This is a genomic window from Caldinitratiruptor microaerophilus (assembly GCF_025999835.1).
Classification (GTDB): domain Bacteria; phylum Bacillota; class Sulfobacillia; order Symbiobacteriales; family ZC4RG38; genus Caldinitratiruptor; species Caldinitratiruptor microaerophilus.
Genome location: NZ_AP025628.1, coordinates 1,204,424 through 1,219,800 on the forward strand (window position 1 = coordinate 1,204,424; position 15,377 = coordinate 1,219,800).

Here is a 15,377-nt window from a genome sequence, read left to right on the forward strand (position 1 = left end):
TGGCGGGGACGCGCAGGCCGTGGGGCCATGCGGGCTAGATGATGATGCAGATGAGCCCCCCGCTGCCCTCGTTGATGATGCGGGTCAGGGTCTCCTGGAGCTTCTGCTGGGCATCCTCCGGCATGCGGTAGAGCTTGTTCTGCACGCCGTCGCGTACGAGCTCGTACAGCGACTTCCCGAAGATGTCGAAGTCCCAGAGCTTCTTCGGGTCGTCCTCGAACTTCTCCATCAAGTACTGGACCAGTTCCTCGCCCTGCTTCTCCGTGCCGATGATCGGCGTCACCTCCGTGTGGATGTCGGCGCGGATGAAGTGCAGGGACGGGGCGCTGGCGCGCAGCCTCACGCCGAAGCGGGAGCCCTGGCGCACGAGCTCGGGCTCGTCGAAGGTCATGTCGGAGAGCTGCGGCGGTACCATCCCGTAGCCCGTCTCGCGCACTTCGTGGAGCGCAACGGCGATCTTGTCGTACTCCTGTTTCGCCACCGCCCACTCCCGGAGCAGGCGTACCATGGTGTGCTTGCCCTCGAGCTTGACGCCCGCGATCTCCTCCAGAATCTGGTAGTAGAGGTCTTCCCGGGCCTCGAGCTCGACGACCGCCGTTCCCGTGCCCATGTCCATGGAGCGGAGCTGCGCCGTCTCCACGAACTCGTACGAAGCCAGACGCTCCACCGCCTGGTCCACATCCCGAACCTTCGTGACAGCCTGCACCACCTCCGCCACGGCCGTCTCGAACTTCTCTCGCAGCCACTGACGGGAGTCCAGTTCCTCCACCCACCGCGGCAGGCGCACCTCCAGCTCGCGAACGGGGAACTCCAGCAGCAGCTGCTCGAGGACCATGTGGACGTCGTCCTCGGTGAGCTCCGACACGTCGGTGGGGATGATGGGCGCACCGTACTTCTCCTCCAGCTCGCCGGCGAGATCGAGAGTCTCCTGGGCGTATGGCCGCGTGGTGTTGAGTACGACCACGAAGGGCTTGCCGAGTTCCTTCAGCTCGGCGACGACCCGCTCCTCCGCCTCGATGTACTTGCCCCGGGCGATGTCGGTGATGGTCCCGTCCGTGGTGACCACCACGCCGAGGGTGGCGTGCTCGGCGATCACCTTCCGGGTTCCGATCTCGGCCGCCTCGTGCAGCGGCACCTCGGCGTCGAACCAGGGCGTCAGCACCATGCGGGGCTGGCCCGTTTCGTCCAGGAAGCCGAGCGCCCCCTCCACGGGGTAGCCCACGACGTCGATGAGCCGCACGCGCACCGTGATGCCTTCGTGGGGCGTGAGCTCGACGGCCTCCTCCGGAATGAACTTCGGCTCCACCGTCATGATGGTCCGCCCGGCCCCGGACTGGGGCAACTCGTCGAGCATGCGCGTGCGGAGGAACTCGTCCTCGATCCGGGGCAGGACCAGCCGCTCCATGAACTTCCGGATGAAGGTGGACTTCCCTGTCCGGACCGGGCCGACGACCCCGATGTAGATGTCGCCCCCGGTCCGCTGGGCGATGTCCTGGAAGATGTTGAACTTCTCCACGCTCCCCCTCCTCACCGGCGGCTATGCGAGGGATCGGTCCCGGTCGCCGGCCGCCGCGCGGCGGACCTTCCGGCGCCGCGCCAACGGATTCCGATGCGATTCGTATGAGGGGTGACGGCTCATTATGCGGTGGCCGCTTTCAGGAACTCGCCCCCCGCTGCCGTCCGACCGGGGGGCCAGGGGCTCCGGGCCGGTCGCGCGCGGCTCCGGCACCTCCACGGCCGGAACAGCCGCATGCGGGCGCGCGTACCGTTCCGTCAAGGCACGGGCGAACACGAACGACCCCGCCGGACAGACCCGGCGGGGCCGTGCGGGAGGCGGATCGCGAACATGACTGCGGGGTTATTGCCTTTTCCCTCTCCCGGGCCGTGCAGCCGCATCGCTTCTTCGATGGGCCCGGGCGCAACAACCCCGCAGCAGGGAACCAGGGAGCCTGGCCTGATGGCCCCGGTCAGCCGGCTGTCCGGGCGCTGACTTGACAGCCTCGCTGCCTTGGGGTCGGACCTCCACTGCCATCCGGGTCGGCACCCGCCGGCGAGTGGATCGCCTGATCCTGTGGAGCATCCGCCCGTCCCTGGCTCACCTCGCAGCCTCATCGTACAGCCGGCGGCCGCGTGCCGCAACCACCGAACGTGCCATGCGGCGTAACGAAAAAGGCCATGTCGATCCTAGACTGGTTGTTGCGGCAATTCCGCCCATGCCGCGGTACCCGCTCTCCTACCGCCCCTCAAGAAACCGCAGGAACTCCTCCCTGTGGGGGAGCGACGGCTGCGCGCCGGGGCGGGTGACGGCCAGGGCGCCGGCCGTGCAGCCCCACTGCACCGCCTCGTGCAGGTCGAGCCCCTGCGCCAGCGCCGCGGCCAGAGCGCCGGCGAAGGCGTCCCCGGCCGCGGTGGTGTCGACCACCTTAACGGGAGGCGAAGGCACATGGGCGGTCCCCTCCGGCCCGGCGAACAGCGCACCCTCGGGCCCGAGCTTCACGATCGCCCGCCGGAAGCCCTGGCCCAGGAGTTCCTGGGCGGCGTCGGCGGCCTCCTTCCGCCCCCGGACCGTGATGCCCGTGAGCGCCTGTGCCTCCACCTCGTTCGGGGTCACGAAGTCGACGAGCCGGATCAGGTGGGCGGGGAGCGGGCGCGCCGGAGCCGGATCGAGGACCACCAACGCGCCCGCCTCCCTGGCCAGCTGAGCGGCCCGGATCACCGTCGCCATCGGGATCTCCAGCTGAAGCAGGATAACCCGGGCGGAGGAGAACAAGGGGCGCGCCTCCCCGACGGCCTCCGGCCCCATCGCCCCGTTGGCTCCGGGAACGGCGAGGATCGCGTTCTGACCGCCCGGGGCCACGATCACGACCGCAACCCCGGTGGACTGCCCGGCCACCGGGAGTACGCCGCGCACGTCGACTCCGGCGTCCCCCAGGCTCTTCCGCATTAGCTGGCCGAAGTCGTCCTCGCCCACGCGCCCCACCATCGCGGTCGAGACGCCCAGCCGCGCCGCAGCCACGGCCTGGTTGGCGCCCTTTCCGCCAGGCACGGTGTCCAGGCTCTGGGCCGAAATCGTCTCGCCCGAGTTCGGGAGGCGCGGGGCCCTCACCACCAGGTCGACGTTGAGGCTGCCCACGACCACGACGTCCGCCATGCCTCGGGCCCCCTTTTCCGCTGTGCCCTCGCGTTCGAATAGTTTGCCGCTCAGGCACAGCCACCTCCTGCCGCTGGGGGCCCTGTGGTGCGGACGTTCATCCTCCGGCCGCGTGTCGCTCCGGCAATTGCGGTGGCGATTCGCGCACCGTCACGGAAGCGAGGAGTCCCCCTTCCGCCTGGAGGCGGGTCACGGCGCCCCGGAAGTAACTCGTGTCAACCTCGACGCCAACGCTGTTACGCCCCCACCGAGCGGCCGCCACGTTGGTCGTACTCGACGCCAGCTGGGCGTTGGCTACCTCGCCGATGAGGTCGTCAATCCGGTTCGGGACCGTTCCCGATACGTTCCTCAGAATGGATTTCAGCGAGATCGCCAGCCGGCACTTGCCTTCGTGATACCAGGCGACATCCCACTGCTTCTCCCGCCCAATGCCCGGTACCTCTCGCTCTATCTCTGCCCCGGCCAGCCCCAACCGGTCCAGTTGGTCCGCACAGTACTGCGCCAGGACCTTGAGGCGTTGGGTCGACGTCGCAGCTCTCTCCGTTACAGCGATGCGGTAGAGGTCAGCGACGGCGTCCAGCAGGGAGACGGCCAAGTCAGCACCTCCCGAAGCAGGACCCATGCCACTTGGGCGTGGCAATCAGGTGCCCTCTTTCACCGGAATGCCGACTGCCACCCCACGTGCACCGCGGTTGGAAACAACGGGAGCTGCCTGCCATCATCAACCAAATCGTAAACCGAACTTGTGTTCGCTGTCAAGAGGGGCGGACGATTACCGGAAGGACAACCCCGACGTTCAGATCAGCATGTCGATGATGGCCCGGCGGGTGAGGTACCCCAGCACCTTGCCGTCGGCGTCGACCACCGGGAGGACGCGCCGGTGGCGGCTGAACATGATCTCCGCCGCCTCCTCGAGGGACGCGTCGGGGCCGATCGTGTCGACCTGCCGGGAGACCACCTCCCGGATCGGTAGCACCTGCAGCATCTCCCGCGTCGCACCGCGCAGCCAGAACGGGGTGGGCTGACCGTTCTCCTCCGAGAGCGTGCGGTGGATGAGCCGCACGAGGTCGCCCTCCGTGACGATCCCGTACAGCGAGCCGTTGTCGCCGATCACGGGGAGAAAGCTGATGTTCTGCTCACGCATCATCCGCAGCGCGAGCGCCACGGGATGGCTGGGCCGCGCCGTCCGCTCGACCTGGATCATGGCGTCCCGGACCTGGTTCACTCCGACACCACCTTTTGCTTGCTCGCGTCGATCGTTCCTACCGGCCAACCGGCCCTGGAACATTCTTCATTCTTCCTTCATCCTGCGACCACCGGGCTCCTTCCGCCGCGCACCGAAACGCCGCCGGCGCGGCATACTACCGCGGCGGCCGATTCCGCATGAAGCGGAGGGATCTGATATGCGCGGCGGACAGTTGAAGAACGGGCACGTCCACCACGACGGAAACTCCTGGGAGAGGGAAGAGATCCGCCGGCTGGACAACCTCCGGCGCCGGCTCAGCGTGGCCGTGGCGGCGGGCCGGATGACCGCCCGGGAGGCTGCGGACCTCCTGGTCGACGAGATGATCCCCTCCGCGCTGCAGATCCGCCGGCGCTAGCACCGGTCCCCCAGCGGACGGGTCCGGCAGCCAGGGCTGGCTGGGCGGCGGTCCGGTCCGCGGCGCGGCCCGGCAAGACGGCGCGGCCGGCCACACAGGCCGGCCGCGCGGAGCCCGGACCGCCGCCCTCAGCGCGTCCGCGACACGGAGGCGATCGCCTCCTCGAGGATGTCCAGGCCCTCGTCGAGCTGCTCGTCGGTGATCGCCAGGGGGGCCAGGAACCGGATCACCTGGTTGTGGTGGCCGGCCTTCATGAGGATCAGGCCGTTCTCGTAGCACCGCTTGAAGATGGCCGCGGTCTCCTCCGTGGCCGGCTCCTTCGTCGCGCGGTCCTTCACCAGCTCGATGGCGGCCATGGCGCCGAGCCCCCGTACGTCACCCACCAGCTCGAAGCGCTCGTGCCAGTCCCGGAAGCGGGCCAGGACGCGCTCGCCCACCGCCTGTGCCCGCTCCACGTACCGGTCGCGCTCCATCACCTCGATGACCTTGAGGGCGGCCGCGCAGGCGACGGGGTTGCCGCCGTACGTACCGCCCAGGCCGCCGACCTGCGCGGCGTCCATGATCTCCGCCCGCCCGGTGACGGCGGAAATCGGCAGCCCGTCGCCCAGCGACTTGGCCATCGTCACCAGGTCCGGGACCACGCCCGAGTGCTCGACGGCGAAGAAGCGGCCCGTGCGCCCGAAGCCGGTCTGGATCTCGTCCGCGATGAAGACGATGCCGTACTCGTCGCACAGCGCCCGGAGGCCGCGCAGGAACTCCGGCGGCTGGACCAGGAATCCGCCCTCGCCCTGCACCGGCTCGATGATCAGCGCGGCCACCTTGTCGGGGCCGATCTCGTCCTCGATCGCCCGGCGGACGTCTTCCAGGGCGTGGCGGGCAGTGGCGGCCGGATCGGCAAAGGGCGAGCGGTAGGGGTAGACGGCGGGGAGGCGGTAGATCTCCGGGGCGAAGGGCCCGAAGCCGTACTTGTACGTGGAGACCTTGGCCGTCAGGCTCATGCCGAGGAGCGTGCGGCCGTGGAAGGCGTGGGTGAAGGTGATCACCGCCGGGCGCCCGGTGTAGCGGCGGGCGAGCTTCACCGCGTTCTCCACGGCCTCGGCGCCGCTGTTGAAGAGAGCGGTCTTCTTGGGGAAGTCGCCCGGGGTGAGGCGGTTCAGCTCCTCGGCCAGTCGGACGTACGGCTCGTACATGGTGACGTGGAAGCAGGTGTGCAGGAAACGGTCCACCTGCTCCTTGACCGCCGCGACCACCTCGGGGTGGTTCGCGCCCAGGTTCAGGACGCCGATGCCACCGGCGAAGTCGAGAAACACGTTTCCGTCGACATCCGTGAGCGTGGCGCCCCGGGTCTCGGCGGCGAAGATGGGGGCGACGTTGGCCACGCCCCGCGGAACCGCCGCCTCGCGCCGGCGCAGGAGCTCCTGGGAACGCGGACCGGGGATGGGCGTGCGGATCTGCACCGTCCTGGACACACGCATCTCTCCTCCGACTGGAACTTCGACGGGTTGTGCGCAAACGGCGGATGGACGTCTACGACGGGAACACCCCGAGGTCCACCTCCTGGCCGATCCCGAACTGCCGGGCCCGCTCGTAGAGTGGCAGCGCTTCTCCAGCGCCGAGACCATCCGGGCGCGGGCCTACCCCCGCCCGGCATCTGGATACACCCGGTGGAGCCCGGGACCAGCCGACGCCCTGCAGGCCCTCGACGTGCTCTACCGGGTTGTCCTCGGCCTTGACTGAGATCCCGAGGGGCCGGTACGGTATCAGCGCTACCCCGTAACCCCTCAACTAAAAGGTTGTCTATTCTGTCTCTTCGGCTTGGCGCCCACGTCAGACCAGCGGAGGTGGCCGTCGGTGCCAGCCTGCCACCTGTTCATAGGCATGGGCCACCCGGATCACAGTGGATTCATCAAAGGGACGCCCGATGATTTGTAAACCAATGGGGAGCCCGCCCCGACTAAACCCGCATGGGATAGAGATCGCCGGCAAACCGGACTGGTTAGCGGGGGCGTTCAGCCGCACGAAAGCGTCCAACACGGGTTCAGGCTGGCCCGCAACATTTACCTGCTCCTGGCCGATGGGCGGGGCCGGCAGCGGGATGGTGGGGGCAGCCAGCACATCCACCTGCCCGAGGGCCTGCTCCATCTCCGCCGCAATCCGGGCCCGGATCCGCAACCCGTCTAGGTACTGCACGGCCGAAATCAACAGGCTACCCTCGAGGGTGCCGCGCAGTGCCGGGCTGTAATGCTCGGGCTGGCTGCGCAGGAACGGTACGTGCCAGGCGGCCGCCTCCGCCATGCAGACCACGTACTGGGCCGGCATGACATCCCGAAGGGCTGGAAGGTCCACCTCCATCACCCGTGCTCCCATTTCTGCCAAAATCCGGACGGCCCTGTATACCGCCTCGGCCACCTCTGGATCCACCCGCTCGAAGTACCAGTGCCGGGGGAGGCCGATCGTGATATCGCTAACCCCGGCACTCAGCTCGGCGCTGAAGTCAGGTACGGGTACGTTAGCGGAGCCGGGGTCCGCCGGGTCGTAACCGGCGATGACCTGCAGCAACAAGGCCGCATCGGCCACGCTTCGGGCCATGGGGCCGCAGTGATCCTGACTCCAGGCCAAAGGGAAAATGCCCTGGCGGCTAACTCGGCCGTAGGTGGGCTTCAGCCCCACCACCCCGCAGCAGGCAGCGGGAATGCGGATGGACCCGCCGGTGTCGGTACCTATGGCCACCGTGCAAAGGCCTGCGGCCAGAGCCGCCCCCGACCCTCCGCTGGAACCCCCGGGGATGCAGTCCACATTCCAGGGGTTGCGGGTCGGGCCGAAAAAGGGGTTGTTGGTCGTGATGCCGGCCGCAAATTCGTGGGTATTAGTCTTGCCCACTATGACCGCCCCAGCCTCCCGGAGCCGCACCACGACGGCAGCGTCGGTGTTCGGGACGAAGTCCCGCAGCACCCGCGAGCCGGCGGTGGTGCGGACCCCGGCGGTGCAGACCACGTCCTTGACCGCCACCGGAATCCCGTGCAAGGGGCCACGGTATCGGCCGCCGGCAATCTCCGTCTCCGCGGTACGGGCCGCCGCCAGCGCCTCCTCGGCGGTGACGGTAATATAGGCGTTGATTCGCGGTTCCACCTCCTCAATCCGCTTCAGGACCGCCGTGGTCAGCTCCACCGGGGACAGGTCCCGTCGGCGGATGCGGTCGGCGGCCTCGGTGAGGCTCATGTAGGCCAGGTCAACCATGGCGCTCACCCGCCCTAAGACAACGGACCAGTACCGGCTCCTCCGCTGGGCCCGGCCGGTGGCAGGCCGCCAGACCCTCCTTGATGGTCCGGGCAAAGGCAGCCGCCGCTTCCGCCGTCGCCGGGTCTAACTCCCGGTTGTAGAGCGCCTTCATCAGCCAGCGGGCCAATTCAGGGGTCACCTGCGACACGAATCCTACCCTCCTTCATTCCTGCCAGCCACACCATTCCACGATGAAGCTGGCCAGCACCTCGGCCACCTCGACCACCGAATCGATTTCCACATACTCGTCTACGCCGTGGAGCCGCTCGCCACGGGGACCGAAGTTCAGGGCGGGGATGTTCCAATAAGCGCAAAACCGACTGTCCAGTCCAGCCGTGGCGGCCACCAGCTTGAAAGGACGGCCAGCCACCCGCTCGGCCGTCGCCTTGAAGGTGACCACCAGGGGATCGTTGCCATCCTGCAGCCAGGGTTCTGCCTGCCACCCATACCACACCACCACAGGCGGGTGTTCGGCCAACCAGGGGTCGGCGGCGGCGGCCGCTGTGATGACCGCCTCCACCTCCTGCCGGATTCCGCCCAGGGTCTCCCCCGGCAGGAACGAGATCCGGCAGGTCAGTTCTGCCCAGCCCGGTACGGTGGAGGTCCAGTCGCCAGCTTGCATGGTTCCGATGTTCAAGTGGCAGCTCCGCCCCGTCTCCCGCCCGAAAAACTCGGGCGGATGGCGGCGCGCCCTCTCCTCGTCTAGGTCCAGGAGGGCTTGGTAGATGGGGATCATCTTGCCAATAGCGTTGACGCCCTGGTGGGCGAGGCCGGCGTGAGCGGTCCGCCCCGCCACCCGTACTTTGAAATAGGCCACCCCCACCATGCCAATGCAGATGTCGTCAAACGGCTCGGTCACCACCATGCCGTCTGCCCGGTTCCCCCCTATCAGGCAGGCGAGGGTGCCCCCGGAGCCGCCGGCCTCCTCTTCGATGACGCTCTGCAGCTGTACGGTGCCCGATGGTCGAATGCCGACGTCGAGCACCGCTTTGAGGGCAAAGTAGTTGGCGATCAGGCCGGACTTCATGTCCATGGCCCCACGCCCGTACATCCGGTTACCGACGATCTGCGCCCCCCATGGGTCATAGGTCCACTGGTTGACGGGCTCGGGGGACACCACGTCGATGTGGCCGTTGAGGATTAGGGACCGGCCCCCGCCCGCCCCGCGCAGCGTGCCCAGGACGTTTGGCCGCCCGGCGTACTCCCAGGGGGTTTCGCAATAGGCGGGATGGGCGGCGATCAGCTCCCGGTCGGCCGTAAAGGTTTCCACCTCCAAGCCCAGCCGCTCATACAACTGAGCCATGTACTGCTGCGCCTCCCCCTCCTGTCCAACGACGCTGGGGATGCGCACCACGTCTTGCAGGGCAGAGATCAAGTCATCCGCTTGTCGGCGGAGGTTGGCCCGCACCGCCGCCTGCACTTTCTCCAGCCTTGTCATGGAGCTTCCTCCTCAGGCGGAACGGGTGCTGGGGCGGCTGGGCGGCAGGCCGAATCGGCCGGCGCTGGCGCCCCCGTCCACGGTGATGACGGTGCCGGTTAAGTAGTTGGACGGATTGGAGGCAACCATCAGGCAGGCCGCGGCCACATCGGCGGGGGTACCCACCCGTCCCACAGGGACCTGGAGAGCAAAGCTGACCTTGTACTCCTCGGTCAGGTTGGAGCTGTCAATGATGCCTGGGGCGATACTGTTGACCCGGATCCCGTACTGGCCCAGCTCCATGGCGAGTGTCTGGCTAAACATGACTACCGCCGCCTTCGAGGCGCAGTAATGCGCTGAGCCCACTCGTGCGATCCTGTAACTGCCTGAGGAGATAGTAATGATGTCGCCACCGGTGCCCTGCTTCACCATCTGGCGGGCCACCGCCTGGCAGACCAGGAAGGTGCCCTTAGCATTGGTGTCGAAGACCAAGTCCCACTCCGCTTCGGTCATGTCCAACACTAGTGCCTCGGGATAGACGCCGGCGTTACTGATGCAGATGTCGATACCTCCCCAGGCCGCCACTATGGCGTCCACCATTCCGCGCACCCCTTCGGCGCTGCGCACGTCGGTGGCGTAGGTCAAAAGCCGATCCGGGCCGAATCCCAGTTCGGCTGCCGCTCTCTGCACCTGGGCGAGGTCCCTGTCGTGAATCATCACCCGGGCCCCTTCGGCCAGGAAAGCACGAGCAGTGGCCGCCCCGATGCCCCGACCCGCGCCGGTAACTAGGACGCGCTGATCACGCAGTGATTTCACCATTACATCCAGCCCCCGCCATTCGGACTAATCACTTGGCCGGTGATGAACTCGGCCGCGTCGGACGCCAGGAAGCAGATGACGGCTGCCACATCTTCTGGCTGTCCGACCCGGGGCCAGAGCACCCACCCCGGCTGCTGCACGGTGCCTCGCCGACGGGACATCTCAGTATCGATTAGCCCGGGGGCGACGGCGTTGACATTGATCCGGTGCCCAGCCAGTTCCTTGGCCAGGCACTTGGTCAGCCCGATCACCCCAGCCTTGGCCGCCCCATAGTGGGTACTGCCTGCTAATCCACTCAAGCCAACGGTGGAGGCAAGGTTGATGATGTTGCCCCGCCCCTGCCGGATCATCAGGGGTACCACCGCCCGACACACGAGAAACACGCCGGTCAGGTCGATGTGGATCATGCGCTGCCATTCTTCCAGTGACATATCGGCCAGGCGGGTGCCCGTGCCGCCGATGCCGGCGTTGTTGACCAGCACGTCGATGCGACCGTAAGCTCGAACGGTCTCATCCACGGCCGCGGCTACGGCGACCGGATTGCCCACATCGATGTAGATGCCCAAAGCAGCCGGCCCTTGGGCGGTGCATTCGGAGGCCGTGGCCCAAGCCGTTTCCAGGTCCAAATCGGCGGCTACTACGGTGGCACCTTCCCGAGCCATGGCAACGGCCGTCGCCCGACCAATGCCCCGGCCTGCACCGGTCACTAGGACTACCTTGCCTTTCAGATTCATGTCTGTGGCCACCCAAGTATTGCTTGGCTAAAAGGTACTGAAGCGACCACTCCACCTCGACCCCGACGGCGAAGCCGGCGTGAAGGGGGCCACTGCGGCGCGGCCACTCTAGCGGGTGAGGTGAATGTCCGTGAGGGAGCCGTCCTCCCTGGCGTTGTACGTATAGATGGGGGAGATAACGAATCGGTTCTTAAGCTGCGCCGACCGGAACTAAACGGAGCAAAGAGCACAGAACGTACCTCCTAGGACCTATACCAGGATGTGCGCCAGTCTTACAGCGATGGGAAACCGGGAATGGAATCGACCGACTCCAGGGCGTTGATGATGGCAATCACTAGGGCGTCAGCGGCAGCGGACCCGGCGATGTCCGTATCCTCCTCGGCGGAGACGCCGCCTGCGCTGAGCCGGCTACCGCCGCCCACCGAGAGGGCAAAGATGGTGTTGCCGTCGCACAAAGTGTAAATGGGCCGGAACGCCCGCGTCAGGCCGGCGTAGCCAGGCTGGCTAGCTTGCGGAGGCGGGTTTTGTGCAAGTGGAGGTTGGTGGCCACACAGGCAACGGTGGTGTTAGCGCCGGGCTCCACCATCTTGCTCACCCCGGCTGCCTCAGGCGGCCAAGTGCGTGGCCCGACCTGCGGGACATGCCGTACGAGATGATAGCCGCTGTGGGTGGCAGAGAGGTCATCGGTGGCCGGGTTGACGGCATCGCCTAGGGCGTTGATGACCACCAGAACGCCGACGATAGCGCCGTAGCCCAAGTCAACGCTAGCGGTGCCAGTGACGCCCTTCATCTTGATACCGCCCGGGAACTTGCCGCAGGTGCCGCCGGTGCCGGCTCCCACGTTACCTTACTCCACCGCCCATCGTGGGCGGCCGCTGCGGCCCGATATCCCCACTCGGGGGTCGGCCGCACCTTATTACTGCATACGCCCAGGTCGTAGATGGCGGCACTAGGCACTATGGGCACAACGCCAGCCCCGTAGTCGGTGCCGCCGCCCTGCTCCTCCAGGTATTGTATTGGCGGACGCCCGTGGTGGAGGCCAGGCCGAAGCGGCTGCCGCCGGTGAGCACCACGGCGTGCACCAGCGGCCCATGGTTTTCGGGCGCCAGCCCCTCGGTCTCGACGCTGCTTGGGCCGTCACCAAGCGCAGCGATGCCGGCGCTGGCTCCCCCCTCCGGAATGATGACCCTGACCCCGGTCAGGTTCTCCCGGTCCGTCACCTGTCCTACCCGGACCTGGGAAGATCGGTGATGGCGTTATACCGACCGCTCGGCACGGTCCATTCCTCCTGTCTCACGCGGGGGATACTGGGCTGCCCAGAATTCGGCGATCTGCCGCCCGGTGGCCAACCAGGCCCCGCGCTGGCGCAGGGCTGCGACTACCCGGCGCAGCATCTGCAGTCGGCCGGGTCGGCCGATGAACTGCGGGTGCATGGTCAGGTTGAACAGCCCGCCGTACTCCATCAGCCCGTCTAACTCCTCTTTCCAAATCTGCTCCACCTCTGCGGCAGGTCGAATCGGGCGGGGTGTACGGGTGGAGAACATGAAGAATGGGGCGTCATCCAGTACCCACTGCACAGGCAGCTCCAGGAGCGGAGCCCCCTCACCAGCATGCCAGTAAGGACGGATATCATCCATCAGGTTGGACGAGTACAGGAACCCAAACTTCCGGAGGAACCGCAAGGTGCTGGGCGTGAACTCCCAGGCAGGGGAGCGGTAGCCCACGGGCCGGTAGCCGGTGAGGTTAGCCAGGATCTCCAGCCCTCGCTGGAGGACCGCCTCTTCCTTGGCCGGGTCGTTAGGGTCCGGCCACTCGTGCAGGTAGCCGTGATGGCCCAGTTCGTGGCCGCGGGCGGCGATCTCGCGTATCTCCAGGGGATACCTCTCTGCCACCCAGCCGGGCACAAAGAAGGTGGCCTTCACGTCCAGCTCATCTAATAAATCCAGGATCAGACCCAGGGCCACCTTGGGCCCGTACCGGCCCTGGGACAGAACGCCAACCCGCTGAGCGTTTTCGGCCTCTCGGGAGATCCACAGCGATTCGCCGTCGACGTCGAAGGTCAACATGGCGGCCACAGCTGCCTCGCCAGGCCAGAGTGGTTTTGCGGTCATGGACGGAATACCTCCCACGTGGATGTCGGTGCTGGGAATGCCGGCGACGATGTAAGCAGTGGAGTCCACATAGGCCAAGGTGGTAGCGAAAGTGGACGGCGCGAAGATCTCGTCACCATGGTTAAACTGAGCCTCGGACGCCTGCACAGCGGCAAGCACTTCGGGGCTGCACTGGGTCTTGGGCGTCCTCGGGCCGGCCTGCGGGTCACCTTTTCCTACTAGGTACCCTGGATGGTCCCGTCTAAACCGGGTGGCAGGGACCTCCCAGATGTAAGCAGGCTCTAGGTAAGACACTAGGGCCTGGCTCACGCGCCTGCCTCCTCGGAGTCTGACCCGCTGACTTCCTCCTTGGTTTCCTCCTTAGGACCGAACCACAGCTTGAACACGTCCGTCATCGTGGGCACCACCCCACGGGGCATGGTGACAACGAACAGGACCATGGCAGCACCTAGCAGTAGCAACCGGAACCGGTCCACGTCTTTGAGCAGTTCGTTCAGTACCGTGAGCAGAAGCGTACCAACGATGGGGCCACCAAAGCTCCCCCAGCCGCCGATGACCAGCATGGCCAGCAGATTGGTCATCTGGGCGAAGCTGAGCATGCCTGGCGCCATGACCTTCAGGTAGTGGCCGTAAAAGGCGCCAGCTAGACCGGTAAACACGGCAGAGATGAAGAAGAGCAACAGCTTGTAGCGGAATGGGCTGATGCCTCGGGAGACGGCGTAGGCCTCCGAGTCGCGCAGCGCCTTGAAGGCTAACCCGACCCGCGAGTTTACCACTCTGAAGATTGAATAGGTAGAGACAGCGAACAAGACCAGGGCCACCCAGTAGTAGGCCATAAGCTCATGCTCGGGCCCCAGTCGGTCCAGCCCTAACGACGGCACGCGCAAGCCAAACCCGCCGCCGGTAATCTTCGTGTCATCGGTGACAATCGTCAGGTAGATGATCTGGTGAAACGCCAGGGTCAGCAGCACGACGTATACGCCGCGCAGCCGCAGTACAGGCAGGCCCAAGAGCAAGCCCACCACCCCAGCCACCAGTGCGCCCACGGGCATGGTGATCCAGGGGTTGACGTGTGCGTACACGGCCAGCATGCCGGAGGCGTAACCACCGACCCCGAATAACGCCAACTGGCCGAAGGACGGTATTCCCCCGTAACCCATGACCAGGTTCCACATCTCGTTCACCACGGCCCAGATAAAGAAGCTCACGGCGGTGTGCAAGACATACGAGCTGTTCACGAATACTGGCAGGACCAGCAGGACCAGAAAGATCAGGCCCCAAGTGCTCCAGCTCCACTCCTGCCACGGGGCAGCGCCAGGTGCCAGGGTTAGCCGGCGGTTCAATCCACCGGACTCCAACGCGGTCACATGGTGTCTCACAGCCGCCGTGCCTCCCCCAAGCCGAACAGACCATTGGGTCTGACGATCAGCACAACGATCATCACGAGAAACAGAACCTGCAGGGACCATTTCACGCCGAGGTACAGGCTGACCAAGGCCTCCAGCAGGCCAATCAGGTAAGCCGCCCACATGGTACCCTTTACGCTCCCCAGCCCGCCGAAAATGGTGACGAGCAGGCTCTTGAGCAGGGGCGGCCCGCCCATGGTGGGCGAGAGAAAGTAAATGCCGGAAAGCAGCACCCCTGCTACGGCGGCCAGGGCGGTGCTTATCACCATGACGATGGTGAAGGATCGTTTGACCGGTACGCCCATCAGCCGGGCGGCGGTCATGTTCTGGGCGATGGCTCGGATAGCTAGGCCATGACGGGTCCTGTACAGGAACAGATGCATCATTAGTAGCACGCCCACCGCCACGGCGGCGATGACCAGATCTCGGAAAGAAACGTTTAGCGGGCCTACTTTGAACCCGCCGGGGACGATCTCGGGCAGGGTCTTGTTGCGGCCGCCGAAAGCGAGTAGTACGGCATTTTCGAGTACGATGCCGACGCCGACGGTGGCAATCAGGGTGTTGTTCTCCCAGCCCGGCCGCTCAAGGAGAGGGAGCACCACCATATACTGGAGGATGTACCCTACCAACCCCATGGCGGCCGCAGCCACCGGGACTCCGATCAGGGGGTGAATGCCGGCGGTGGTTACCACCAACCACGCTACGTAAGCACCGGCCATGAAGATGCTGCCGTGGGCTAAGTTCAGCATCCGCAGCGCACCCCAGATCAGGGTCAGGCCCGTTGCCACCAGGGCGTATATGGAGCCCAGGAGAAGACCGCTGTATATAGCTTGGGTAAGCCCTGGCATGGTTCCAACTC

Annotated in this window: 15 protein-coding genes and 1 pseudogene; 1 reads left to right on the forward strand and 15 read right to left on the reverse strand. The window is 66.3% G+C overall.

What is annotated here, in order from left to right; translation table 11 throughout:
* Window positions 1–34: 34 nt before the first annotated feature.
* The 4 genes from spoIVA to caldi_RS05865 all read right to left on the reverse strand — a co-directional run bounded on the left by spoIVA (window position 35) and on the right by caldi_RS05865 (window position 4,376).
* Window positions 35–1,516, reverse strand: coding sequence for a stage IV sporulation protein A (gene spoIVA, locus caldi_RS05850; protein WP_264844165.1), 1,482 nt, complete (start codon window positions 1,514–1,516; stop codon window positions 35–37).
* Between the two features lie 717 nt (window positions 1,517–2,233).
* Window positions 2,234–3,151, reverse strand: a complete 918-nt coding sequence (rbsK, locus tag caldi_RS05855; protein WP_264844166.1) for a ribokinase — start codon at window positions 3,149–3,151, stop codon at window positions 2,234–2,236.
* A gap of 97 nt (window positions 3,152–3,248) precedes the next feature.
* Window positions 3,249–3,746, reverse strand: coding sequence for a hypothetical protein (locus caldi_RS05860; protein ID WP_264844167.1), 498 nt, complete (start codon window positions 3,744–3,746; stop codon window positions 3,249–3,251).
* Window positions 3,747–3,947: 201 nt separating this feature from the next.
* A complete protein-coding gene (locus caldi_RS05865; RefSeq protein ID WP_264844168.1) occupies window positions 3,948–4,376 on the reverse strand; it encodes a CBS domain-containing protein in 429 nt (142 codons plus the stop codon).
* Window positions 4,377–4,554: 178 nt separating this feature from the next.
* On the opposite strand from caldi_RS05865, the gene caldi_RS05870 reads away from it, so the two are divergent.
* A complete protein-coding gene (locus tag caldi_RS05870) occupies window positions 4,555–4,752 on the forward strand; it encodes a hypothetical protein (RefSeq protein WP_264844169.1) in 198 nt (65 codons plus the stop codon).
* A 128-nt stretch (window positions 4,753–4,880) separates the two neighbouring features.
* Here caldi_RS05870 and gabT read toward each other — a convergent pair whose 3' ends face one another.
* The 11 genes and pseudogenes from gabT to caldi_RS05920 form a co-directional block, all read right to left on the reverse strand.
* A complete protein-coding gene (gene gabT, locus caldi_RS05875; RefSeq protein WP_264844170.1) occupies window positions 4,881–6,227 on the reverse strand; it encodes a 4-aminobutyrate--2-oxoglutarate transaminase in 1,347 nt (448 codons plus the stop codon).
* Window positions 6,228–6,579: 352 nt separating this feature from the next.
* Window positions 6,580–7,989: an amidase gene (locus caldi_RS05880; RefSeq protein WP_264844172.1), complete on the reverse strand. Its 1,410-nt coding sequence runs from the start codon at window positions 7,987–7,989 to the stop codon at window positions 6,580–6,582.
* Window positions 7,982–8,179, reverse strand: coding sequence for a hypothetical protein (locus caldi_RS05885; protein WP_264844173.1), 198 nt, complete (start codon window positions 8,177–8,179; stop codon window positions 7,982–7,984). Before caldi_RS05885 ends, caldi_RS05880 begins: the two co-directional genes overlap by 8 nt.
* Window positions 8,180–8,194: 15 nt before the next feature.
* Window positions 8,195–9,469 (reverse strand): ArgE/DapE family deacylase, encoded by a 1,275-nt coding sequence (locus caldi_RS05890; RefSeq protein ID WP_264844174.1) that lies wholly within the window; start codon window positions 9,467–9,469, stop codon window positions 8,195–8,197.
* A gap of 12 nt (window positions 9,470–9,481) precedes the next feature.
* Window positions 9,482–10,267 carry an SDR family NAD(P)-dependent oxidoreductase gene (locus caldi_RS05895; protein WP_264844175.1) on the reverse strand — a complete coding sequence of 262 codons (786 nt, stop codon included), beginning with the start codon at window positions 10,265–10,267 and terminating at the stop codon, window positions 9,482–9,484.
* On the reverse strand, window positions 10,267–11,001 hold the full coding sequence (locus tag caldi_RS05900; protein ID WP_264844176.1) for an SDR family oxidoreductase: 735 nt from the start codon (window positions 10,999–11,001) through the stop codon (window positions 10,267–10,269). The genes caldi_RS05895 and caldi_RS05900 overlap by 1 nt, the downstream gene beginning before the upstream one ends.
* A 481-nt stretch (window positions 11,002–11,482) precedes the next feature.
* A complete protein-coding gene (locus caldi_RS05905) occupies window positions 11,483–11,842 on the reverse strand; it encodes a P1 family peptidase (protein WP_264844177.1) in 360 nt (119 codons plus the stop codon).
* Between the two features lie 115 nt (window positions 11,843–11,957).
* Window positions 11,958–12,224 (reverse strand): annotated as a pseudogene (locus tag caldi_RS17735) (P1 family peptidase); the annotation flags it as partial.
* 33 nt (window positions 12,225–12,257) lie between these two features.
* Window positions 12,258–13,259, reverse strand: coding sequence for a polysaccharide deacetylase family protein (locus caldi_RS05910; RefSeq protein ID WP_264844178.1), 1,002 nt, complete (start codon window positions 13,257–13,259; stop codon window positions 12,258–12,260).
* A gap of 158 nt (window positions 13,260–13,417) precedes the next feature.
* Window positions 13,418–14,491, reverse strand: a complete 1,074-nt coding sequence (locus caldi_RS05915; RefSeq protein ID WP_264844180.1) for a branched-chain amino acid ABC transporter permease — start codon at window positions 14,489–14,491, stop codon at window positions 13,418–13,420.
* Window positions 14,488–15,366: a branched-chain amino acid ABC transporter permease gene (locus caldi_RS05920; RefSeq protein ID WP_264844181.1), complete on the reverse strand. Its 879-nt coding sequence runs from the start codon at window positions 15,364–15,366 to the stop codon at window positions 14,488–14,490. The genes caldi_RS05915 and caldi_RS05920 overlap by 4 nt, the downstream gene beginning before the upstream one ends.
* Window positions 15,367–15,377: the final 11 nt, after the last annotated feature.